At 70.9% G+C, this 21,476-nt stretch carries 17 protein-coding genes; 13 read left to right on the top strand and 4 right to left on the bottom strand.

What is annotated here, in order from left to right; all coding sequences use genetic code 11:
* Positions 1 to 28 precede the first annotated feature (28 nt).
* Complete coding sequence (locus tag V7Z97_RS10195; RefSeq protein WP_334163263.1) at positions 29 to 1,300, bottom strand: sulfotransferase family protein; 1,272 nt, start codon at positions 1,298 to 1,300, stop codon at positions 29 to 31.
* A gap of 136 nt (positions 1,301 to 1,436) precedes the next feature.
* On the opposite strand from V7Z97_RS10195, the gene V7Z97_RS10190 reads away from it, so the two are divergent.
* The 3 genes from V7Z97_RS10190 (at position 1,437) to V7Z97_RS10180 (ending at position 5,757) form a co-directional block, all read left to right on the top strand.
* Positions 1,437 to 3,437: a glycosyltransferase gene (locus tag V7Z97_RS10190; RefSeq protein WP_334163261.1), complete on the top strand. Its 2,001-nt coding sequence runs from the start codon at positions 1,437 to 1,439 to the stop codon at positions 3,435 to 3,437.
* Positions 3,434 to 4,459 (top strand): hypothetical protein, encoded by a 1,026-nt coding sequence (locus V7Z97_RS10185; protein ID WP_334163258.1) that lies wholly within the window; start codon positions 3,434 to 3,436, stop codon positions 4,457 to 4,459. Before V7Z97_RS10190 ends, V7Z97_RS10185 begins: the two co-directional genes overlap by 4 nt.
* A gap of 86 nt (positions 4,460 to 4,545) precedes the next feature.
* The gene (locus V7Z97_RS10180; protein WP_334163255.1) at positions 4,546 to 5,757 is read left to right on the top strand and encodes a hypothetical protein; all 1,212 of its coding nucleotides are present in this window, start codon (positions 4,546 to 4,548) and stop codon (positions 5,755 to 5,757) included.
* On the opposite strand, the gene V7Z97_RS10175 is transcribed toward V7Z97_RS10180, so the two are convergent.
* Complete coding sequence (locus V7Z97_RS10175; protein ID WP_334163254.1) at positions 5,717 to 6,514, bottom strand: DUF6270 domain-containing protein; 798 nt, start codon at positions 6,512 to 6,514, stop codon at positions 5,717 to 5,719. The genes V7Z97_RS10180 and V7Z97_RS10175 overlap by 41 nt on opposite strands.
* A gap of 206 nt (positions 6,515 to 6,720) precedes the next feature.
* Here V7Z97_RS10175 and V7Z97_RS10170 point away from each other — a divergent pair, with 206 nt between their 5' ends.
* The 5 genes from V7Z97_RS10170 (at position 6,721) to V7Z97_RS10150 (ending at position 14,802) form a co-directional block, all read left to right on the top strand.
* On the top strand, positions 6,721 to 8,451 hold the full coding sequence (locus V7Z97_RS10170) for a type I secretion system permease/ATPase (RefSeq protein ID WP_334163252.1): 1,731 nt from the start codon (positions 6,721 to 6,723) through the stop codon (positions 8,449 to 8,451).
* Complete coding sequence (locus tag V7Z97_RS10165) at positions 8,448 to 9,821, top strand: HlyD family type I secretion periplasmic adaptor subunit (RefSeq protein ID WP_334163250.1); 1,374 nt, start codon at positions 8,448 to 8,450, stop codon at positions 9,819 to 9,821. The genes V7Z97_RS10170 and V7Z97_RS10165 overlap by 4 nt, the downstream gene beginning before the upstream one ends.
* Positions 9,822 to 10,032: 211 nt before the next feature.
* On the top strand, positions 10,033 to 11,871 hold the full coding sequence (locus V7Z97_RS10160) for a calcium-binding protein (protein ID WP_334163248.1): 1,839 nt from the start codon (positions 10,033 to 10,035) through the stop codon (positions 11,869 to 11,871).
* Positions 11,872 to 11,963: 92 nt separating this feature from the next.
* Positions 11,964 to 13,640 carry a glycosyltransferase family 4 protein gene (locus V7Z97_RS10155; protein WP_334163246.1) on the top strand — a complete coding sequence of 559 codons (1,677 nt, stop codon included), beginning with the start codon at positions 11,964 to 11,966 and terminating at the stop codon, positions 13,638 to 13,640.
* Between the two features lie 253 nt (positions 13,641 to 13,893).
* Positions 13,894 to 14,802 carry a TylF/MycF/NovP-related O-methyltransferase gene (locus tag V7Z97_RS10150; RefSeq protein WP_334163240.1) on the top strand — a complete coding sequence of 303 codons (909 nt, stop codon included), beginning with the start codon at positions 13,894 to 13,896 and terminating at the stop codon, positions 14,800 to 14,802.
* Positions 14,803 to 14,805: 3 nt separating this feature from the next.
* Here the strand turns inward: V7Z97_RS10150 and V7Z97_RS10145 are convergent, their stop codons facing one another.
* The gene (locus V7Z97_RS10145; protein ID WP_334163239.1) at positions 14,806 to 15,858 is read right to left on the bottom strand and encodes a M23 family metallopeptidase; all 1,053 of its coding nucleotides are present in this window, start codon (positions 15,856 to 15,858) and stop codon (positions 14,806 to 14,808) included.
* A 37-nt stretch (positions 15,859 to 15,895) separates the two neighbouring features.
* A complete protein-coding gene (locus V7Z97_RS10140) occupies positions 15,896 to 16,639 on the bottom strand; it encodes a sulfotransferase domain-containing protein (protein ID WP_334163237.1) in 744 nt (247 codons plus the stop codon).
* A 132-nt stretch (positions 16,640 to 16,771) separates the two neighbouring features.
* On the opposite strand from V7Z97_RS10140, the gene rfbF reads away from it, so the two are divergent.
* From rfbF to V7Z97_RS10115, 5 genes are read left to right on the top strand one after another with little or no spacing between them, the layout of a single operon-like run.
* Positions 16,772 to 17,539: a glucose-1-phosphate cytidylyltransferase gene (gene rfbF / locus V7Z97_RS10135; protein ID WP_334163235.1), complete on the top strand. Its 768-nt coding sequence runs from the start codon at positions 16,772 to 16,774 to the stop codon at positions 17,537 to 17,539.
* Entirely contained in the window at positions 17,527 to 18,588 is a 1,062-nt protein-coding gene (gene rfbG / locus V7Z97_RS10130) for a CDP-glucose 4,6-dehydratase (RefSeq protein ID WP_334163232.1), read from the top strand. The genes rfbF and rfbG overlap by 13 nt, the downstream gene beginning before the upstream one ends.
* The gene (locus V7Z97_RS10125) at positions 18,585 to 19,826 is read left to right on the top strand and encodes a class I SAM-dependent methyltransferase (RefSeq protein WP_334163230.1); all 1,242 of its coding nucleotides are present in this window, start codon (positions 18,585 to 18,587) and stop codon (positions 19,824 to 19,826) included. Before rfbG ends, V7Z97_RS10125 begins: the two co-directional genes overlap by 4 nt.
* Positions 19,826 to 20,356 carry a dTDP-4-dehydrorhamnose 3,5-epimerase family protein gene (locus V7Z97_RS10120; RefSeq protein WP_334163227.1) on the top strand — a complete coding sequence of 177 codons (531 nt, stop codon included), beginning with the start codon at positions 19,826 to 19,828 and terminating at the stop codon, positions 20,354 to 20,356. The genes V7Z97_RS10125 and V7Z97_RS10120 overlap by 1 nt, the downstream gene beginning before the upstream one ends.
* 55 nt (positions 20,357 to 20,411) lie before the next feature.
* The gene (locus V7Z97_RS10115) at positions 20,412 to 21,476 is read left to right on the top strand and encodes an FkbM family methyltransferase (protein ID WP_334163225.1); all 1,065 of its coding nucleotides are present in this window, start codon (positions 20,412 to 20,414) and stop codon (positions 21,474 to 21,476) included.

Genomic DNA, 21,476 nt, shown 5'->3' with positions numbered 1-21,476 from the left:
CGGACGCCGACATGCCGGCCGTGGTCGCTCAGCTCTCGGCCAGAATGATGTCGAGCCGGTGCGAGAGTTCGAACCAGCGCCGCCGCATGGTTTCGAGCTCCACGCGATCGCGCTGCTGCTCGGCCTGCAGCCGCTCCACATCGGCGCGCCAGCCGGCCTCCATGACCGCACGCGCCTGCTCCTGCTCCGCCTGGAGCCGCGTGATGTCGGCGCGCCAGCCCTCTTCCAGCACCCCGCGTTCCCGGATCTGCTCCTCCTGGAGGCGCTCGACGTCGGCGCGCCAGCCGGACTCCAGCGCCTCGCGTTCGCTCCGTAGCGTCTCGAGCAGCACGGTCTCGCGGGCGGTCAGCTCGTCGCGCAGCTCACGCAGCGCCGCCCGCGTGGCGTCCAGGTCCCGCGTGGTGGGCGAGACCAGGACCCCCACCTCGTCGCGGCGGCGGGTGAGCTCGGCGGCGGCGCGCTCCACCGGCGCCCGGTCCGGCGCGGCGCCGGTGGCGGCGGCCTCGAACCAGCCGTGCACGGCCGCCGTCAGCTCGCCCGCCCAGCCCAGGGCCGCCAGGTCGCCGGCGCCCGCGTTGTGGCGCAGCTCTGGCGTCAGGAACCGGTCGATCGCCTTGCCGGCCTTTTCGGTCAGGTTCGGCAGCGGCGCGCCGTGGGCGGCCTCGATCCGGCCTACCTCCGCGCGCCAGTCCGACAGCAGGCCGTCGTAGCTCACGAAGGCGCGCGGCAGGTCGCGGGTGTAAGCCTCCGCGGCCAACATGTAGGCGCTCCACAGCAGCACCGACTTCTCGGTGGCGAAGGCGTTGCGGCGCGCCAGAGACCCGGCAACGGCCAGCGGGTGGCGCACCGGGATCACCGCGCGCACGCCGATCCCCAGGTCCTCCAGCACCGTGCGCCAGAAGGGGGCCAGCACCGTCACCCGCGGGTCCTTCAGCAGCGGATGGCGAGCCTCGCCGTACTCCTCCTGGAACAGGTCCAGGGCCCGGCTCAGCCAGGCGCGCTCGTCCTTGCGGGCCAACGGACGGTGCGGGAAGGCGAAGACGTCGTCCCAGGCGGAGCCCGCCGCGCGCAGCCGCTCGTCGTTGAACAGGGCGATCTTCCAGGGCTCGAAGTAGCCCTTCGCATTGTGCTCGTCGCCCGGCATCACGTGCTCGGGCAGGTGGGCGCCCGCGAGGGCCAGGAGCTGGGTCACCGCCGAGGTGCCCGACCGGTGCATGCCGAGCACGAGATAGGCGGTTCTCGCGGGAGACTGGCGGGCGGTCTGGGGCGCTGCGCTGGAGTCCGGTTCCTGGGTCGTCATCCTGGGTCCGCTTGCGGCCGGAAAGCCTTGGCTGTAGGGGCCGCCGCAATCGGTCGCAAGGGCCGGGGCGGCGGTTGCTTGTCAGGGCCTTCTGTTGCACACAAGCCCGCGCCGCCGCGAAGGGAAATTACGCCGCATGGCCGTCACGGCCCTTGATGACGAGGTCTACCGGGTCGTCTCCACCGCCATAGACGCGGCCTTCTACCGGACCGCCTATCCCGACGTCGACGAAGCGGGTATCGACCCCTTGCGGCACTACCTGTCGGAAGGCTGGCGCGAGGGACGCGATCCGGCGCCCTGGTTCTCGACGCGCGCCTATCTGGAGGCCAACGCCGACGTCCGGCGCGCCCGCGTGGAGCCGCTGTTCCACTACCTGCGGCACGGCCGCTACGAGGGGCGCGAGGTCTTCCCGTCGGAACAGGCGCGAGTGCGGTCCGCGTCCGTCGCGTCCGCCCCTGCGCCGGAGGAATGGGGCGTGGAGACCGTGCTGGCGGCGGCCCGGCCCGCCGAGCCGCAACCCGGGTCCGAGCCCGCGGCGGCCTGGACGTCCCCCGAGGCCCCGGCGGAGGTCCGGCAGGGGGAGCGGGAGCTGCTGGCCGGCGAGTTCGACGCCGACTTCTACCTCACCGCCCACCCGGACATCGCGGCGGCCGGCATCGATCCCCTCGAGCACTTCCTGGTCACGGGCTGGCGCGAGGGGCGGGACCCGCACCCGAAGTTCTCGGTGAAGGACTACCTCGAGACCTATCCCGATATCGCCCACGCCGGGATGAACCCGTTCGTCCACTATGTCCGCACCGGCCGCGCCGAAGGGCGGATGGCGCGCCAGGAGCTGGGCTTCCGCTACGAGGTGATCGCCCGGCTCCGGCCGCTGCAGGACCGCGTCCCCGAGGTGGCCGAGGCGTCCGCAAAGGTGAAGCTCGGGACCGCCGCGGCGCTCGCCGAGGCGCTGGGCCGGTCCCGCACCGGGCTCGCCGACCTGCACGTGACCTTCAGTCACGACGACTACTCGGCCAATACCGGCGGCGTGCAGCTCTGCCTGCAGCGGGAGGACGCCCGCATCGCCGCCCTGGGCCGCGACCACCTGCACCTCTATCCGGCCAAGCCCTGGCCGGTGGTTCGGACGAAGGGTGAGCCCGGCCACCTGGGTGTCCTCTGGAACGGCGAGGCCGCCGGAGTCTATTCGCCGAAGGTGATCGCCCGCGTGCTCAAGCAGGCGGCCGGCGCGACGCCCGCCGGCCAGCGGAGCTTCGCCATCCACAGCCTGCTCGGCCACGCGGCGGACGAGACCGCCGACATCCTGGCGGCGGCGGGCCTGAACGCCGGCTGGTTCTGGCTGCACGACTTCGCCAGCCTCTGCTCCGGCTACCACCTGCTTCGCAACGACGTGCAGGACTGCGCCGCGCCGCCGCCGGACAGCGCCGCCTGCTCGATCTGTTCCTACTTCCCGTACCGGATGCGCCACCTGGCCGAGCACGAGCGGCTGTTCGCCCGTCTCGACCTGACGGTGGTCAGTCCCTCGCAGCCGACGCTCGACCTCTGGAAGTCGCGCTGGGCCTATCCGGCGAAGGGCGAGGTGGTCCTGCCGCACGCCCGGCTGGTTCCCCGGGGCCGCGCGCCGGTCTCTCGGAGGCGCCGGCCGTTCCGCCTCGCCTTCGCCGGCGTGCCCGCGCCCCACAAGGGCTGGGGGATCTTCCGCGAACTGGTCCTGAAGCACGCCGGCGACGATCGCTACGAGTTCCTGCACCTCGGCGTGGGGACCGGCGGCGTGCCGGTCGCCTTCCACGAGGTGCGGGTGACCGAGAGCCGGCCGCGGCTCATGCAGGAGACGCTCGAGGCCCTGGAGGTGGATGCGGTGCTGATCTGGCCCCTCTGCCGCGAGACCTTCTCCTTCACCGCCTACGAGGCGATCGCCGCGGGCTGCGCTGTGATCACCGGCCCCGACAGCGGCAACGTCCAGGCCCTGGTCCGCGAGGGCGGCCACGGCTGGGTGCTGCCCGACGAGGCCGCGCTCGCCGAGGCGCTCGACAGCGGCCGCGTCGCCGAGCTCGCCCGCGCCAGGCGCAAGCCCATGCTGTACGACCTGGCGTTCAGCGCGCTCACGGTGGACCTGATCGCGCCGGAGGCCGCGCGGTGAAGGTCCTCTGCTATTCCAGCTTCACCTTCTCCTACCTGAACCGCGCCCGGGTGCTGTTCCAGACTCTGCGCCGCTTCCATCCGGACTGGGAGCTGGTCGCCCTGATCACCGACGAGCCGCCGAAGGGCTTCGCCTTCGATCCGGCCGACGAGCCCTTCGACCGGGTCGTCTGGGCCCGCGACCTGGGCATCCCCAGTTTCGAGAGCTGGCTCTTCAAGCACGACGTGGTCGAGGTCTGCACCGCGGTGAAGGGGCCCTTCATCCACCAGGCCTGCGCCTCGGGCGCGGACGTGGCCATCTACCTCGACCCCGACACCGCCCTGCTCGCGCCGCTCGACCCGCTGCTGGCCTGGCTGCAGGACCACGACATCCTGCTCACGCCGCACCTGATCGACCCCAACGACGACCCGACGGCGATCCAGGACAACGACCTGTCGGCTTCCCGGACCGGCATCTTCAACCTGGGCTTCGTGGCGATCCGCACGACCGGGGAGGGCGCGCGGTTCGCGAAGTGGTGGAACGACCGGCTGCTCAGCTACTGCTATGACGACATGCCGAGCGGCCTGTTCGTCGACCAGCGCTGGTGCGACCACGTGCCGGCCCTGTTCGACCGGGTGAAGGTCATCCGGGACCCCGGCTACAACGTGGCCAGCTGGAACCTCAGCACCCGGAAGGTTTCCGTGGAGAAGGACGGCCGGGTCCTCGTCAACGGGGTTCCGCTGCGCTTCTGGCACTTCACCAAGCTGGGCCCGCTCGGCGACACCATGACCAAGAAGTACGCCGGCCAGAACTTCCCGGTCTACGAGATCTGGAGCTGGTACAAGCGCCTGGTCACCACGGCCACCGAACCGGCCATTCCCGACCGCTACTGGGCCTACGAGGCCTACGAGGACGGGACCAAGATCGCCAAGCCCGAGCGCGTCCTCTACCGCCAGCGCCAGGACCTGCAGGCGGCCTTCCCCAATCCCTTCGCCTCCGGCCGGGGGAGCTTCCAGGAATGGCTCGCGACCGAAGGGCTCTAGCCGCTCGCCTTGACAGGGCGAGGGCGGAGCCCGAGACAACCGCATCGATCCAACGGGGAGGGGCCGCGCAGACTGCGGCCACGGACTTGGCCGAACCAGCCGCCGCCAACGAGGACGCCGCCTACGCCGCGGTCATGGCCAAGGTCGAGACCGTCGCCGGACGGCTGGCCGAGCTCAAGGCCGCCCGCGCGACGGCCCACCAGGCCCAGGTGCGCGAGGCGCTGACCCGCAGCGAACTGACGCTCGCGCTCAGCGAGGCCCTGGTCGGCCGCGCCGAGCTGGAGCGCCGGCTCCGCCGCCAGGCCGCCCTGCGGCTGGCCGAACGCAGCCGTCCGACGCGGCGCCGGCACAATCGCCTCTCCAAGACCCTCGACCGCCTGCTGGCCCGGCTGGGCGCGTTCGGCCAGGCGGCGGTGATCGCCCGCTCGGGCGTCTGGCGCGGGACCGGCCGCGCCGCCTTCGATTTCCGTCACATGGCGGCCTATGCGCGGCGTCGCGGCGACGCCACCGTGGTCCCGCCGGCGGCGATCGACCAGGCCTGGTACCTCTCGACCTACGCCGATGTCCGCGCCTCGCGCATGGCGCCCCTGGTCCACTATCTCGTCGCCGGCGCCGCCGAGGGCCGCGCCCCTCATCCCCTGTTCGATTCGGCCTGGTACGCCCGCCAGAACGCCGCGGCGCTCGCCGCCACCGGCGTCTCGCCCCTGGAGCACTTCGTCCGCGAGGGCGCGGGCCAGGGCCGCAGCCCCCACCCGCTGTTCGACGTCGTCCACTACCTCGCCCAGGCGCCCGAGCTCGCTCCCGGCGAGGACCCGGTGAGCCACTACCTGCGCGCCGGCTGGGTCGAGGGGCTCTCGCCGCACCCGCTGTTCGACCCGGCCTGGTACCGTCGCCAGGCGCCGCGCAACCTGGCCGTCCCGCCGCTCGTCCACTACCTCGCCGAGGGCTGGCGCGACGGGCTGTCGCCGCACCCGCTGGTCGATCCCGCCTGGTACCTCGAGCAGTACCCCGACATCGCCGCCACGGGCGTGGAGCCGCTGACCCATTTCGTCACCGGCGGCGGAGCCGAGGGGCGCAGCCCTGGTCCCTGGTTCGACAGCGCCCACTACATCGCCGTGCGCGGCGAGGCCCTGACGCCGGGCGCCAATCCGCTGGTCGACTACCTGCAGGGCGGCGCGTGGGTCGTGGGCGAGCCCCGGCCCGGTTTCCCGACCGCCGCCTACCTCGCCGCCACGCCCGAGCTGATCCGCGCCGGCCTCACGCCGCTGGAACACTGGGCGAGGCGGGCGCCGCGCTGACCCCCAGGTCCTCCAGCCCGCGCCAGATCGCCGCGTAGTAGTCCGGCCCGTAGTGGAAGGGGCTGAGGCCCCACTGGTGCGCCTCGTCGGCCACCCGCGCCTGCGGCGCCTCGACCACGCTCATCGGCGGCATCAGGCGGAGGAACGCCGCCTCGTAGCGGGCCAGCAGGGCGTTGTGGGCGCCGATGTCGGCCGGTTCGCCCGGCAGGACCTCGACGTCGGCCAGCGGCCGCCGGGTCCCGTCCGGCGCCTGCCGCGTCTCCGCCCAACGGGCGCTGTGCAGGATCAGCCGGGCGTCCCGCAGCGGCGTGGCCCGCACCAGGGCGGCGAACTCGGCCGCGGCGTCGAGCCACATCCGCTCGCAGGCCCCCGACAGCCGCGGGATCGGCCGCGCGGCCCGGAACGCCCGCTGCGCCAGATAGCCGCTGGCCTCCAGCTCCCAGCTACGCGTGGCGACCGCGCCGCCCACGGACAGCAGGTCGAAGCGCTCGTCGATGAAGTCGAGGATCAGATGGGTCGGCCGGAAGGCCACCAGCCTGGCGAGGGCCGTCTTGTTCAGGTCCGCCACCAGCGCCCGGTGCTGGTGCTGGCGCAGGCCGCCGGGCGGTTTCGCCGCGGGGCGGAAGCCCCCCACCGGGGCGGAGAACAGGCTCGGCAGGCTGGTCCGCGAGACGTAGAGCAGGCCCTCCACCGCCTCGCCGCGCACCGGCCAGAGGTCGCGCGTGATGCAGCTCCCGACGATGGCGACCCGCGACATGCCCTCTCCCCGACCGTGCCGCGGGCCTTCTAGCACGGCCCGGGGCGGCGCCATTGACTTATGCGGGGTCGCCAAGCATCTCTCCGCGCGCTCCGGGCGTTCCGGGCGAGAAGCGGACCCCGCTCGCCGGCGGGCGTTCCGCGTTCACCCCAATTAAGCCACCTTTGGGTTATCTTGGGCGGCACGAACGGACGGCGCGGCGCGGCATGAAGATCTTCACGTTCCTGAGGGACCTCCCCGACAACGTGCTGAGTCACGCCCTGAAGGAAGGCAAGAACCCCTTCCTCGTGGCGGCGACCTTCTCCTTCTTCTCCAACGTCCTCTACCTCGCCCTGCCGCTCTACACCTTCCAGATCTACGGGCGGGTGCTGGCCAGCCAGAGCCAGGCGACGCTGTGGGGCCTGACGCTCGTCACCCTCTTCGTCTTCGCCGTCTCCAGCGCCATCGACGACTTCCGCGCCCGCATCCTGATCAACTACGGCATGGTGCTCGACCAGCGCGTGTCCGGCCGCCTGTTCTGGGGCCTGTTCGAGGCCGCCGTCCGCGGCGAGCCCAGCGCCCGCTCGCAGGCGCTGCGCGACCTCGACACCTTCCGCCAGACGCTCACCGGCATCGGGGCGGCGGCCTTCTTCGACGTGCCCTGGATCCCGGTGTTCCTGGGCGTGCTGTTCATCATCGACCCCCTGGTGGGGTTCGTGACCACGGGCGGCGCGATCGTGCTGCTGATCCTGGCGCTCATGCAGGAGCGGGCGACCCGCCCGCCGATGCGCGAGGCCACCGATGCGGCGCTGAAGAGCTACGCCTTCACCGAGGCCGCCCTGCGCAACGGCGAGGTGGTGCGCGCCATGGGCATGCTGCCGACGCTCGGCCGCGCCTGGGCCGGTCACCGCGCGGTGACCATCGAGCGCGGCGCCGTCGCGGCCGAGCAGTCCAACATGTACACCGACATCATCAAGTCGGTGCGCATGGGCATCCAGGTGCTGATCATCGCCATCGGCGCCTACCTGATCCTGAAGGGCGAGATCCATTCGGGCATGCTGTTCGCCAACATGATCCTGGCGAGCCGCGCCCTGCAGCCGATCGAGAAGATCGTCGGCGCCTGGGAGCCGCTGAACAACATGGTCCGGGCCCACGAGCGGCTGAACCAGCTCCTGTCGCGCGCCGAGCCCCCGGCCGCTGCGACCTCCCTGCCCCGGCCGACCGGCAAGCTCTCGGTGGAGGCCGTGAACTTCGCCCCGATGGGCGCCAACAAGCTGGTCCTGGGCAACATCAACTTCGGGCTGGAGCCCGGCGAGGTGCTGGGCGTGATCGGGCCGTCGGGCGCCGGCAAGTCGACGCTCGCCCGCCTGCTGGTCGGCATCTGGAAGCCGATCAACGGGGCCGTTCGCCTCGACGGGGCCGATGTCTTCACCTGGGAACGCGCCGATTTCGGCCGCCACGTGGGCTATCTGCCGCAGGACACCGAGCTGTTCGCCGGGACGATCCGCGACAACATCGCCCGCTTCCGCGAGGACGTCACCGACGAGGAGGTGGTCCGCGCCGCCCAGCTCGCCGGCGTGCACGAGCTGATCCTGCGCATGGGCAAGGGCTACGACACCGAGGTCGGCGAGGGCGGCGTCATCCTGTCCGCCGGCCAGCGGCAGCGCGTCGGCCTCGCCCGGGCCATGCTGGGCGACCCGGCCTTCATCGTGCTCGACGAGCCGAACGCCAGCCTGGACTCCGAGGGCGAGGACGCCCTGATGCGCGCCATCGACGTCATGAAGGCCAACAAGGCCACGGTGGTGATCATCTCCCACAAGCCGGGCATCTTCCGCGCCGCCGACAAGATGCTGGTGCTGCGTGACGGCCGCGTGGAGCTGTTCGGCCCGCGCGACCAGGTGATGTCGCGCCTGATGAAGCCCGCGGGCGAAGTGCGCGCCGTGGAGGGCGGTCGATGAAGCTCGATATCGGACCCGTCCGCTCGACCTACGTCCAGCCCACCTTCGGCGGGGACGACCACAAGCGGCCCATGGACCCGGAGATGAAGCGGCGCCTGCGCCGGCCCATGCTGGTGGGCGCGGGCGTCATCGGCGTGCTGGTGGTCGGCCTGGGCGCCTGGGCCTCCGTCACCAAGCTGCCGATCGCCGTCACCGCGGCGGGCGAGGTGCGGGTGGAGTCAAACCGCAAGACCCTGCGCCACCGGGAAGGCGGCGTGGTCCGCCAGATCCTCGTCAAGGAGGGCCAGCGGGTGCGCGCCGGCCAGCCGCTGATCACCTTCAACGACGTGGAGGCGCGGGCCGCCTTCGACGTCTACCAGAACCAGTACGACAGCCTGCTGGCGCAGAACGCCCGCTTCACGGCGGAGGCCACGAACCGCCCGGCCATGCAGTTCCCGCCCGAGCTGACGGCGCGGACCGCGGACCCGCGCGTCGCCAGCCTGATCCGGGACCAGGAGTTCCTGTTCACCACCCGGCTGCAGGCCTTCCAGAGCCAGTCGGCCATCCTCGGCCAGCGTCTGGACCAGCTCGAGAGCCAGATTCAGGGCCTGCAGGCCCAGGTCGCCTCCATCGAGGAGCAGACGCGCCTCACCGAGGAGGAGCTGAGCGGCTACCGGACGCTCAACGAGAAGGGCTTTGCGCCGAAGACCTTGATCCTGCGCTACGAGCGGAGCCTGGCGGAGCTGAACGGCCGCCGCGGCCAGCTCGGCGCCGACATCGCCCGCATGCGCCAAGCCATGGGCGAAACCCGCATCCAGCTCGTCAGCCTGCGGAACGAGCGGGCGAGCCAGGCCGCCGAGGGCATGCGCGAGACCCAGACCCGCGTCGCCGACGTGCTGCCGCGGCTGACCGCGGCCAAACAGGCCCTGGAAGCCACCGTCGTCCGCTCGCCGGTGGACGGCTACGTGTTCAACCTGACGCAGTTCACCATCGGCGGGGTCACCGGCCCGGGCGAGGTCCTGATGGACGTGGTCCCGGCGAACGCGCCGATGATGGTCAGCGCGATGATCCGGCCCGAGGACGTGGACAATGTGCATGTCGGCATGGAGGCCCGCGTCCGGCTCTCCGGCCTCAACCAGCGCTGGCACGATCCGCTGCCCGCCAAGGTGGCGGTGGTCTCGGCCGACCGCATCAACAACGAGCGGACGGGCGTCTCCTTCTACCGCGTGGACCTGCGAATCGAGCCGAAGGACCTGGCCCAGCTGAAGGGCGCCGAGCTGCAGCCCGGCATGCCTGCGCAGGCCTCCATCGTGACCGGTGAACGAACCGTTATGGGCTTCCTGATTTCACCGATCACGGACACTTTCGAGGACGCTTTCCGCGAGGAGTAGTGGCGCCTGCGCGACACCTTGTTCACCCCGGTTCCGGGGGGCTTTTTCGTGTTGCGCATTTGGCCCGCTTCCGATACGTCTTCCCTCGGGCTCGTTTAACCTTCGCCGCAGCCATGCTGTGGTGCTTGGGGTAATGGACCGCCGGGACTGCTCCATCGGGGATGGGGGTCAGGCGTGCCGGGGGTCCGTGTGACACAGACTGGAGAGATCTATGGCGACTTATTTCTTTGAAACGATCACGGCCGAGCAGGCCGCGGCCTTCACCAACGCGGACACCCTGGTGTTCACGACGTCGGGTGAATCGGCGCGGACCACGGCCGTGATCTACAACGCGGCCACGCCGACGGCGACCGCGACCGTGACGATCGTCTCGGGCCTGACGGGCCGTGCGGTCACCTTCGGCACCGGCATCTACGGCGAGACGGGCACCGTGTTCCCGGACGCCTCGACGCTCGGCGTCGGCAGCCCGCTTGCCAACGACACCATCACTGAGTCCGTGGCCAACACCTCGGACGGCCTCTACGGCGGCGACGGCAACGACAGCCTCGTCGGCGCGGGCGGCAACGACCTCGTCCAGGGCAACCTCGGCAACGACAGCCTGACCGGCGGCGCGGGCTCCGACACCATCTACGGTGGTCAGGGCAACGACACCATCGACCTCGGCGCCGACGCCTCGGCCACGAACTTCGCCCAGGGCAACCTCGGCAACGACACCATCACCGCGACGGGCGGCACCGGCTCCAACTCGATGTACGGCGGTCAAGGCACCGACAGCATCGTCGGCGGCGCCGGCCGTGACTTCCTGAACGGCAACCTCGGCGACGACACGATCTCGGGCGGTGGCGGCAACGACACCATCCTGGGTGAAGCGGGCAACGACTCGCTGTCGAACTCGGGCGGCTCCAACTCGATCGACGGCGCGGCCGGCAACGACACCATCACGGTGGCGGGCACGGGCTCCAACACCGCGATCGGCGGCGACGGCAACGACTCGATCGCCTTCACGGCTGGTGCGGCCACGGCTGTCCAGTACGCTCACGGCAACGCCGGCAACGACAGCATCACGTCGGCCAGCGCGGGCGTCGACTCCCTGTACGGCGGCCAAGGTGACGACTCGATCACCTCGACCGGCGGCGGCGCCGACTTCCTGATCGGCAACCTGGGCAACGACACCATCGCCTCGACCGGCTCCGGCAACGACACGATCCGTGGCGAAGACGGTGACGACAGCATCAGCGACGCTGGTGGTGTGAACAACATCGACGGCGGCATCGGCAACGACACCATCGATCTCGGCGGCACGGGCGCCCAAACCATCGTCCTCGGCGATGGCGACGACACCCTGACCTCCGCGACGACGGGCGCCGTGACGGCCGACGGCGGCGCCGGTGGCGACCGCATGACGACCGCTGGCGGCAACGACAACCTGACCGGTGGGGCTGGCAACGACAGCTTCAACTCCGGCGCGGGCGCCGACTCCATCTTCGGTGGCGACGGCAACGACAGCGTGACGTCGGGCGACGGCAACGACACCGTCCAAGGTGGTGAAGGCAACGACACCATCGACCTCGGCAACAACGCCGACAACGCCGATGCTGGTGGCGGCAACGACACCATCACGGGCGGCGCTGGCACCGACACCATCAACGGTGGCGCTGGCAACGACAGCATCGTCGGCGGCGCCGACACCGACTTCCTGTTCGGTGGCGACGGCAACGACACCTTCGCCTTCAACCCGCTCGACTCCGGCACGACCGCCGGGTCGCTCGACCAGATCCGCGACTGGCAGTCGACCGACGTCCTCGACTTCGCCACCGCCGGCACGAACACCAACTACCTCGAAGCCTCGGCTTCGACGTACGACGCGGCCCTGTCCATCGCCAACGCGCAGATGGCCGGTGGCGTGGTCGACTACATGGCCATCCAGATCGGGGCCGATGTGGTGGTGTTCGCCGACAACGGCGGCACGGCCAACCAGGCCGACGACGCGGTGGTCCTCGTGGGCCGCACGCTCGCCGACCTGGCCGACGATGGTTCGAACATCATCTAAGCCTACGGCTTAGGCCGAAGGTTGAGGGCCGCCCTTCGGGGCGGCCCTTTTCTTTTGCGCTGGCCGGCTCGCGCCGCTTAGAAGGCGGGCGCATGTCCAACGCCGCGATCTACCTCCACCCCAATGGCTTCGATACGACGGGCAAGGCGCTGCTCGGCCGCCACTCCGCCGGCGAGAGCTTCCTGCGCGGTTTCCTGCGCCACGCCGACGTCGACCGCTTCCACCTGTGGAACGTGGCCTACCGGCCGCAGGCCGAACTCGAAGCCCTGGTCGAGCGCATCCATCGGCCGGAGAAGCCGATCAACTGGATCGCGGCGCATGATCGCCAGGGCCTGCGGGCGGCCGGCGTGCTCAACATTCCGGGGCCGGATCTCGGCGTGGAAGCGTGGCACCGCCGCGCCTTCGGCGCCCATAGCTACTCGCTCTGCGGGATCACCCACACCACCGCCACCGCCAATGTCATGCGGATCCTGCCGGACCTGCTGATCGCGCCGACCGAGGATTACGACGCCCTGATCTGCACCTCGGCGGCGGTGCGCGACAGCGTCGAGACCCAGCTCGCCCAGGTGCGGGAGTACCTGGCGGCGGAGCGCGGTCCCCGCAAGCGCGGCGAGCCGCAGCGTGTGACGATCCCGCTGGGCGTGAACGCCGAGGACTTCCAGACCTCGCCGGCGCATCGCAAGGCCTGGCGGGAGCGGCTCGACATCCCCGACGACGCCGTGGTCGCCCTCTACGTCGGCCGCTTCAACGTCCGTGGGAAGATGAACCCTGCGCTGATGGCCCTCGCCCTGGAGAAGGCCGCGCAGGCGACCGGCAGGCCGATCTACTGGGTGAACTCCGGCTGGGGCGAGACGCCCGAGGCGGAGGATCACTATCACGAGCAGACCCGCGCCCTCTGCCCGACGGTGCACTACCGCAGCGTCGACGGCCGGCCGCCGGACGTCCGCTTCTCCATCTGGTCCGTGGCCGACTTCTTCATCAGCTTCTCGGACAACATCCAGGAGACCTTCGGCCTCACGCCCATCGAGGCCATGGCCGCCGGCCTGCCCTGCGTCGTCACCGACTGGAACGGCTACAAGGACACGGTCCGTCACGGCCAGGACGGCTTCCGCATAGCCACCACCGCCCCGCCGGCGGGCGACGGCGGCGACCTGGCCTACTGGTACTCGAACAACTGGCTCAGCTACGACAACTACGTCGGCGCCACGGCCCAGTTCACGGCCATGGACTACGAGGAGGCCGCGGCCGCCATCGGCATCCTGGTGCAGAACGCCGACTACCGCCGCCGCCTGGGCGAGCAGGCCCGTATCCGCGCGCGCGAGGTGTTCGACTGGGCCGCGATCATTCCGCAGTACCAGGAGCTCTGGGCGGAGCTGGACGCCCGGCGCGCCGCCGCCGCTCCGCAGGCCGAGATGCGCGAGAACCCGTTCCGGCCGGATCCCTTCACCCTGTTCAAGTCGTATCCCACCGCCCACCTCTCACACGAGTACGAGGTGGCCCTGGCGCCCGGCATGGATTGGCCCACGGCCCGCGCCCTGCTGGAGAGCCCGCTCGCCGCCTACAGCCGGTTCAACAGGCCCAATCTTCAGGAGGCGGAGATCATCGTCGGCTGGCTCGCCGGACGGCCGAAGGCCACGGTCGCCGAGCTCCTGCGGTCCGTCGTGCATCCCGGCCGCCGCTCGCTCATCGGCCGCGGCCTTCTCTGGCTTGCGCGATACGGCGTGCTGGTCCTGAAGCCTCCCGCCGGCCAGGCCGCCGGCCGGATCTGAGCCCTGGTTCCGAGGGGTGAAGCCGGGCCCCAGAAGCGCAACGGCCGGACGGCGAATCTCGCGATCCACCGCCCGGCCAAAGCGACACAGCCATGGAGAGCTAGGCTGACGGTCGAATCTACGCCAAAGCGGCGCCGCAAGAAAGCAAATCCCCGATCACGTGTCGGTCAACTTTGCCGCGCCACGACAGCGCCGACGCGTTTGCCGCGGGCCGATCCGGCCCCTACACACGCCCAGCGGAGGAACCGACCCAGTGGTCGACATTAACCTGAAGAACGTGACGGTTGGGCAGGGCCTGGCGCTCGCCGACGGCCTGATGCAAACCCAGCATCTGAACGCGGCGCTGCTGCTCTACCGCAAGATCCTGCCCGAAGCCCGTGGCGCTCAGCGACGCGCCATTCTCAATCGCATCAGCTTGGCCAGCCAACCTACGCCGCGCACGGCGGCGGCGTTCGCGATGCTCCAGCAGCTCGAGCGCAGCACCCGGGACGTCTTCCTCGGCGACGGCATCGCCACCTGGCTGAAGACCACGCCCTTCCTGGACGACGAGCGGTTCATGGCTCTGGCCGACCAGCACTCCGGGCTGATCCCCATCGCCGGCCTGCACTGGAACCTCGCCACGGTCCTGTGGGCGGTGAAGCGGGCCGAGCGGCTGGACGGCGACCTCATGGAGCTCGGCGTGTTCCGTGGCCACACCACCCTGTTCACCGCCGATTACGTTGGCTTCGCCGACTGGCCCAGGAAGTGGTTCCTCTACGACACCTTCGAAGGCGTCCCCGACGACCAGCTGGACGAGGGCTGGGGTGACCGGAACGAGCGCGCCTACAAGAACACCTTCTCCTACGAGGAGGTGGCCGAGCGCTTCCGGCCCTTCCCCAATATCGTGATCACCAGGGGCCGCGTGCCGGAGATCCTCGACGAGGTCTGCCCGGAGCGGATCGCCTTCCTGCACATGGACCTGAACAACAGCCAGGCCGAGATCGCCGCCCTCGAGCGCCTCTACGACCGCATCGTCCCCGGCGGCGTGATCGTCTTCGACGACTACGGCTGGGCGGCGGCCCGAACCCAGTACGAAGCCGAGCGCGCCTGGTTCGCGGAGCGTGGCCTGGAGATCCTGCTGCTGCCCACCGGGCAGGGCCTGTTCGTCAAGCCGGAGCGCTGAGGTCTAGAGCCGCACCGAATAGGTCTGCTCCGCCACCGCCTGCCCGCCGCGCAGGACCCGCACCCGCGCAGTGTAGGCGCCGCCCGGCCACCCCTGTGGCGGCCGCTTCTTGCCGATGAACATCAGGTACTGGGCCTTGTCGCGGTCCAGCGGCCCCTGGGTGTCCTTGGCCAGCACCTCCCCGTCGGGCGCCTGCAGGGTCAGCTCGATGCGGTCGCCGCCCTCCAGCCCGATGGCGCGCACATATGGCACGAGCCAGGGCGCGTCCGCCGTCGGCGCCGCCACGCCGCCCGCCTCCACCGCGTCCGAGGTCACGGGACCCGCCGCGAAGCCGGCGTTGAGGATGGTCCCGGCATGGTAGGCCAGGCGGCGCGCCGCCTCGGGCGTCCACATGGTCGACTGCGGCTGGCAGGCAGCGGCCGACGCCGGCTCCGGCGCGAACGGGTCGAGCATCCGGCCGGCATGCCGCACGCCGAGGTGCAGGTGGGCGAACTCCGTCGCCCCGGAGAGACCCACGCGGGCGATCGGCTGTCCCGCCGCCACCACGTCGCCCGTCCTCACCCGGATGCTGCCGTTGGCCAGGTGGCAGTACTGGGTCTCCCAGCCGTCGCCGTGGTCGATGACCACCCCGTTGCCGCACTCGCGGCCGGTCACCGGCGGCGCCCCGGCTGCGCGTATCGAGACATCGGGGGTCCCGTCCCTCAGGCGGGTCACCCGGCCGGCGGCGGCGGCCAGCACGTCCACGCCGCGGGCCTGGGCGGCCATATCGGGGATGCGGATGTCGACGCCGTCATGGCCATCGTAGGTCCGCCGACCGCAGCGGTAGTCCTGCAGCCCCGTGGTCGGATCGTGGTCCACGTGGTTCTGCACCTCGCACGCCATTCCCGCCGGGCAGGCCAGGGGGAAGACGAGCCGGGGTCCGGCCGCGGCGGGCAGGGCCGGCGCCGCGCCCGCGGGTTGCGCCTCGGACGGAGCGGGCGGGGCGGCGCCCTGACTCTCGGCGGGGCGGGAGCAGGCCGCGAGGGCGGTCAGCAGGAGCAGGGGGGCGAGGCGCATCCGGCGATCCTTCCGCTGGGCCCGGTCGAAAATGTGGCTAGGCGTAGTTCACGCCGGTGAGCTCGCGCAGGCGGGCCATGTCGCGCGCATAGAGCCGGCGCAGGAAGCCGATGTCCTCGGCGGTCAGGGTGGAGGGGTAGTCCATCTGCCGGCCCACGTGCACGTCGCGGGGGCGGGGCGGCGGCCCTTCCGGCGCGCCCACGAAGGCCCGCACCTGCGCCAGCGTCGCGGCGGGATCGGCCCGCAGGTCCTCGGCCTTCAGCACCAGCACCTGTTCTCTTGGGAAGAGACCGAACAGGCGCTCCATCTGTTCGCCGTAGAAGCCCCGCTCGACGTAGGAGAATTCCCGGTGATGGCCCCACGGCGCGGCGTCGAACAGCCTGCGCCGCCCCTCTCGGATGCACCAGGCGAAGGGCTCCGTCTCGGCTCCGCGCGCAAACTCCATCCGCCAGTGCGACCAGGCCCGATGGACGGGGTCGCGCAGCAGGACGATCAGCTTCATGGCCCGGCTGTAGTCGCGGATGCGCTCCAGGCTGTTCGGCCAGTAGATGTAGATCGGGGTCGCTTCGCCGCACGGCCTTCCGTCGGCGGCGGAGAAATGGGCGTGGTAGGCTGCGTAGTCGGGACGGCTCCAGTCCTGGTTCTCATCGTCAAAGAAGTGGACTTCCTTGACCTGCGACAGGGCCACCCCCGGCTCGTCGGCGAGGTAGTCGAACAGCGCCGTCGTGCCGCCCTTCTGCACGCCCGCAATGATGAAATTGACCAGAACCCCCTCGTCCATGTTCACGTCAATCGCCCGCCGCCCCCCCCGAGGCAAGCCCCGGCGTCGCAGGGGCCTTCGCGCCCTGCGTCCGACGCGCTAAGAGGGGCTTCGATTCCGCGGGGGCGCTGCCCTGCAAGGGCTTAGGTCAAGATGAAGACGGTGATCCTGGCGGGCGGCCTCGGCACGCGCATTTCCGAAGAAAGCCACCTCAAGCCCAAGCCGATGATCGAGATCGGCGGCCGGCCGATCCTCTGGCACATCATGAAGCTGTACTCGCACTACGGCTTCAACGACTTCGTCGTCTGCCTTGGCTACAAGGGCTACGTGGTGAAGGAGTACTTCGCCAACTACGTGCTCCATAACGCCGACCTCACCGTCGATCTCGCCAAGGGCGCGATCGAGTACCACGCCACCAACCATGAGCCCTGGCGCGTCACCCTCGTCGACACCGGCGAGGAGACCATGACCGGCGGCCGGCTGAAGCGCGTGGCGCCCTACCTGCCGAAGGACGAGCCCTTCTTCCTCACCTACGGCGACGGCGTGGCCGACCTGGACCTGCGCGCCCTCGCCGACTTCCATCGCAGCCATGGCAAGGACGCCACCGTGACGGCCGTGATCCCGCCCGGGCGATACGGCGCCCTGGAAATCCTGGACGGCCAGGTGCAGCGCTTCATCGAGAAGCCGCCCGGCGACAACGGCCTGATCAACGGCGGCTTCTTCGTCCTCCAGCCGGACGTCATCGGACGCATCGCCGGCGACCAGACGATCTGGGAGCAGGAGCCGCTGACGGGCCTGGCCCAGGACGGCGAGCTGATGGCCTTCAGCCACACCGGCTTCTGGGCGCCCATGGACACGCTGCGCGACAAGAACATCCTGGAAGGGCTCTGGGCCTCCGGCGAGGCCCCGTGGCGCAGGTAGATCCCGGCTTCTGGGTCGGCAAGCGGGTCCTGCTGACCGGCCACACGGGCTTCAAGGGCGCCTGGGCCGCCATCTGGCTCTCGAGGATGGGCGCCAAGGTCACCGGCCTCGCGCTGGATCCGGACCAGGAGCCCAGCCTCTTCGACCTCGCCGGCGTCGGCGACCTCGTGGACTCGCGTATCGTCGACCTGCGCGACCCCGCAGCGGTGGCCGCCGTGCTGGGCGAGACCCGCTTCGACCTGGTGCTGCATCTCGCCGCCCAGCCGATCGTGCGCACGGCGATCGAGGACCCGGTCGCCACCTTCGCCACCAACATCATGGGCACGGCCCACCTGTTGCAGGCGCTCCGCAGCCAGCCTGCGCTGCAGGCGGTGCTCGTGGTCACCTCGGACAAGGTCTACGCCAACGCAGAGACCGGCCGCGCCTTCCAGGAAGGCGACGCGCTGGGCGGCAAGGACCCCTATTCGGCCTCCAAGGCCGCGGCCGAGATCGTCACGGCGAGCTTCGCCCGCAGCTATTTCGACAAGGCCGGCGCGCCCGTGGCCACCGCGCGCGGCGGCAACGTCATCGGCGGCGGCGACTTCTCCCGCGACCGGCTGGTGGCCGACATCGTCCGCGCCGCCCGCAGCCAGGAGCAGGTGGTGCTCCGCCACCCCGAGGCGACCCGGCCGTGGCAGCATGTGCTGGACTGCGTGGCGGGCTATCTCGTCCACGCCCAGGCGCTGGCCACGCGGCCCGACGCGCCGCGCCAGCTCAACTTCGGCCCCCGTGCGGGCGGGCCCGAGGTCACTGTAGGCGAACTCGCCACGCTCGGGTGCGAGGCCCTGGGCGCCCAGCCATGGCGGCATGAGCCCGACCCCAACTCGCTGGAGGCGAAGTCGCTGGCCATCGACGCCACCCTGGCGCGGCAGGCGCTGGGCTTCGAGAGCCGTCTGGATGCGCCGCAGGCCGTGGCGCTCACCATGGACTGGTACCGTCGCCAGGCCGACGGCGAGGACGCGCGGTCGCTTTGCGTCGAGCAGATCGAAGGGTACGTAGCCCGCCCATGACCTCGCCGCCGCCCTGCCGCTTCTGCGGCGCTCCGCTCACCCACACCTTCCTCGACCTCGGCCGCCAGCCGCTCGCCAACTCGAACCTGACGCGCGAACAGCTGGACGCCGGGACCGAGCAGGCCTGGCCGCTGCACGCCCGCGTCTGCGAGCGCTGCTTCCTGGTCCAGGTGGACGACGCCGTGCCCGCCGAGGCGATCTTCGACGCCGAGTACGCCTACTTCTCGTCCTTCTCGGCCAGTTGGGTGGAGCACGCCCGGCGCTACGCCGTCGCCATGGCGGAGCGGTTCGGTCTGGGGCCCGATTCCCTGGTGGTCGAGGTGGCCAGCAACGACGGCTATCTGCTGCAGCACTTCGTGGCCATGGACATCCCCGTGCTCGGGGTGGAGCCGACCGCCAACACGGCCGAGGCCGCCCGCGGCCGCGGGGTGCGCACCGAGGTGGTGTTCTTCAACGCCCAGACCGCTCCGGAGCTGGCCGCACGCTACGGCCGCGCCGACCTGATGGCCGCCAACAATGTGCTGGCCCACGTGCCGCGGATCGGCGAGTTCGCCGCCGGCTTCCGGCACATGCTGAAGGACGAAGGGGTCCTCACCTTCGAGTTCCCGCACCTGCTGAACCTCATCGAGCAGGTGCAGTTCGACACCATCTATCACGAGCACTTCTCCTACCTGTCGCTGCTGGCGGTGGAGCAGGTGCTGCGGGCCAACGGCCTGCGCCCCTTCGACGTGGAGCTCCTGCCGACGCATGGCGGGTCGCTCCGCCTGTTCGTCTGCCACCTGGGCTCGGGGCACGAGGAGACGGACGCGCTGAGGGCGCTCCGCGCCCGCGAGGCGGCGGCCGGGCTGGACCGCATCGAGACCTACGGCGGCTTCACCCCTCGGGTGGAGGCGGTCCGCGACAGTTTCCGGGCCTTCCTCGCCAAGGCGAAGGCCGACGGCAAGCGCATCGCCGCCTATGGGGCGGCGGCGAAGGGCAACACCTTCCTGAACTACTGCGGAGCCACGGCTGACGACATCGTCGCGGCCTTCGACGCCAATCCCGCCAAGCAGGACCGCTTCATGCCGGGCAGCCACATCCCGGTGCTGGCGCCCGACGCGGTGCGCGAGGTCCGGCCGGACTTTGTCCTGATCCTGCCCTGGAACCTGAAGGACGAGATCATGGGCCAGCTCGGCTATATCCGGGAGTGGGGCGGCCGCTTCGTCACCGCCTCGCCGGAGACGCGGATCCTGCCCTGATGCGCTTCACCGAGACCGAGATCCCGGGCGTGGTCCTGGTGGAGGGGGAGCCCCGCTGGGACGAGCGCGGCAGCTTCCAGCGCCTGCACTGCCCGGCGGAGTTCGCGGATGCGGGCCATCCCTTCACGCCGGCCCAGACCAGCCTGTCGCACAACACCCGCCCCGGCACCCTGCGCGGCATGCACTACCAGCCCGCGCCGCACGGCGAGACCAAGCTCGTGCGCTGCGTGCGCGGGCGGATGTTCGACGTGGCGCTGGACCTGCGGCCCGGCAGCCCGACCCATCGGCGCTGGACCGCCGAGGAGCTCTCGCCCGGGAACGGCCGCGCGCTGTTGATCCCCGAGGGCGTCGCCCACGGCTTCCTGACGCTGGAGCCGGACACCGACGTCCTCTACCAGATCAGTCCGATGTTCGAGCCCGGCCATGAGGCCGGCGTGCGCTGGGACGACCCGGCGTTCGGCATCGACTGGCCTGCGCCGCCGGAGGTGATCTCCGCCCGCGACGCCGACTATCCCGACTACCAGGGCTAAAGCTCGGGGGCGCGATCTGCTAGGAAGCGCCCCAATCAAGGACAGGTACGTTTCTATGGCTCAGGACAAGGCGCTCGAGGCGCTCTCCCGGATCGCGGAGCAGGACGACTGGCGCGACGCCTTCATCCGCCAGCTGATCGCCTTCGAAGGGCAGATCGAGGCGCCCGGCGTCGACGTGCGCGAGGAGCTCACCGGGCCGCTGGTGGACGCCCTGTTCGACGACGACCAGGTGGTGCGCAAGACGCTCTCGAACGGCGTGACCTTCGAGTTCCTGTACCGCTCGAAGATCGCCCGCGACTTCGTCATGTCGACCCCCGAGAAGCCCGACCATGCCTGGGAGCCGATGACGAGCCGGATCCTCGTGGACATGGCCAGGCGCGCCAGCCAGGTGGTGATCGGCGGCGCCTACTTCGGCGACCATGCGGTGCTGATCGCCCGCGAGATCGCCCCGCGCGGCGGCGTGGTGCACGCCTTCGAGCCCAACAGTCAGCAGCGCGCCATGCTGGCCCGCAACGCCGAGCTGAACGGCCTGACCAACATCACGCCCAGGCCGGAGGGCCTGTGGCACGACAGCTCCACCAACCTGAAGCTGGTCGGCTACGACAGCTTCGCCAGCGCCGAGGCCGCGGAGGAGGGGGCGGACGACAGCTTCCGGACCGTCACCATCGCCGACTACCTCAAGGCCGCCGGCGTGGATCGCCTCGACCTGATCGTGCTGGACATCGAGGGCGCGGAACTTGGCGCGCTGCGCGGAGCCGAGCCGTTCCTGGCCAAGCCCGCGGGCGAGGCGCCGAACATCCTCTTCGAAGTCCACCGCCATTATGTCGACTGGACCCACGGCCTTCTGGACACCGACATCGGCCGCCTGCTCACCGGCCACGGCTACACGCTGTTCGCGCTGCGCGACTTCAACTCCAACTACGACCTGGCGGGTAAGCCGGTGGAACTGATCCCGGCGGATGCGGTCCACCTCGAGGGGCCGCCGCACGGCTTCAACATGGTGGCGGTGAAGGACGCGTCGATCTTCGACAATCCGGGCTACCGGATCGTCCGCGACGTGTCGCCGAAGTACCTGCGCCATAAGGACCCGAAGCTGCACCATCCCGTCGGGGGTCTCTGA

The organism is Phenylobacterium sp. (assembly GCF_036821595.1).
In the GTDB taxonomy this organism is placed as follows: Bacteria; Pseudomonadota; Alphaproteobacteria; order Caulobacterales; family Caulobacteraceae; genus Phenylobacterium.
Note: the sequence above shows the minus strand (reverse complement) of the source record. Positions and strands in the feature narration are given on the sequence as shown.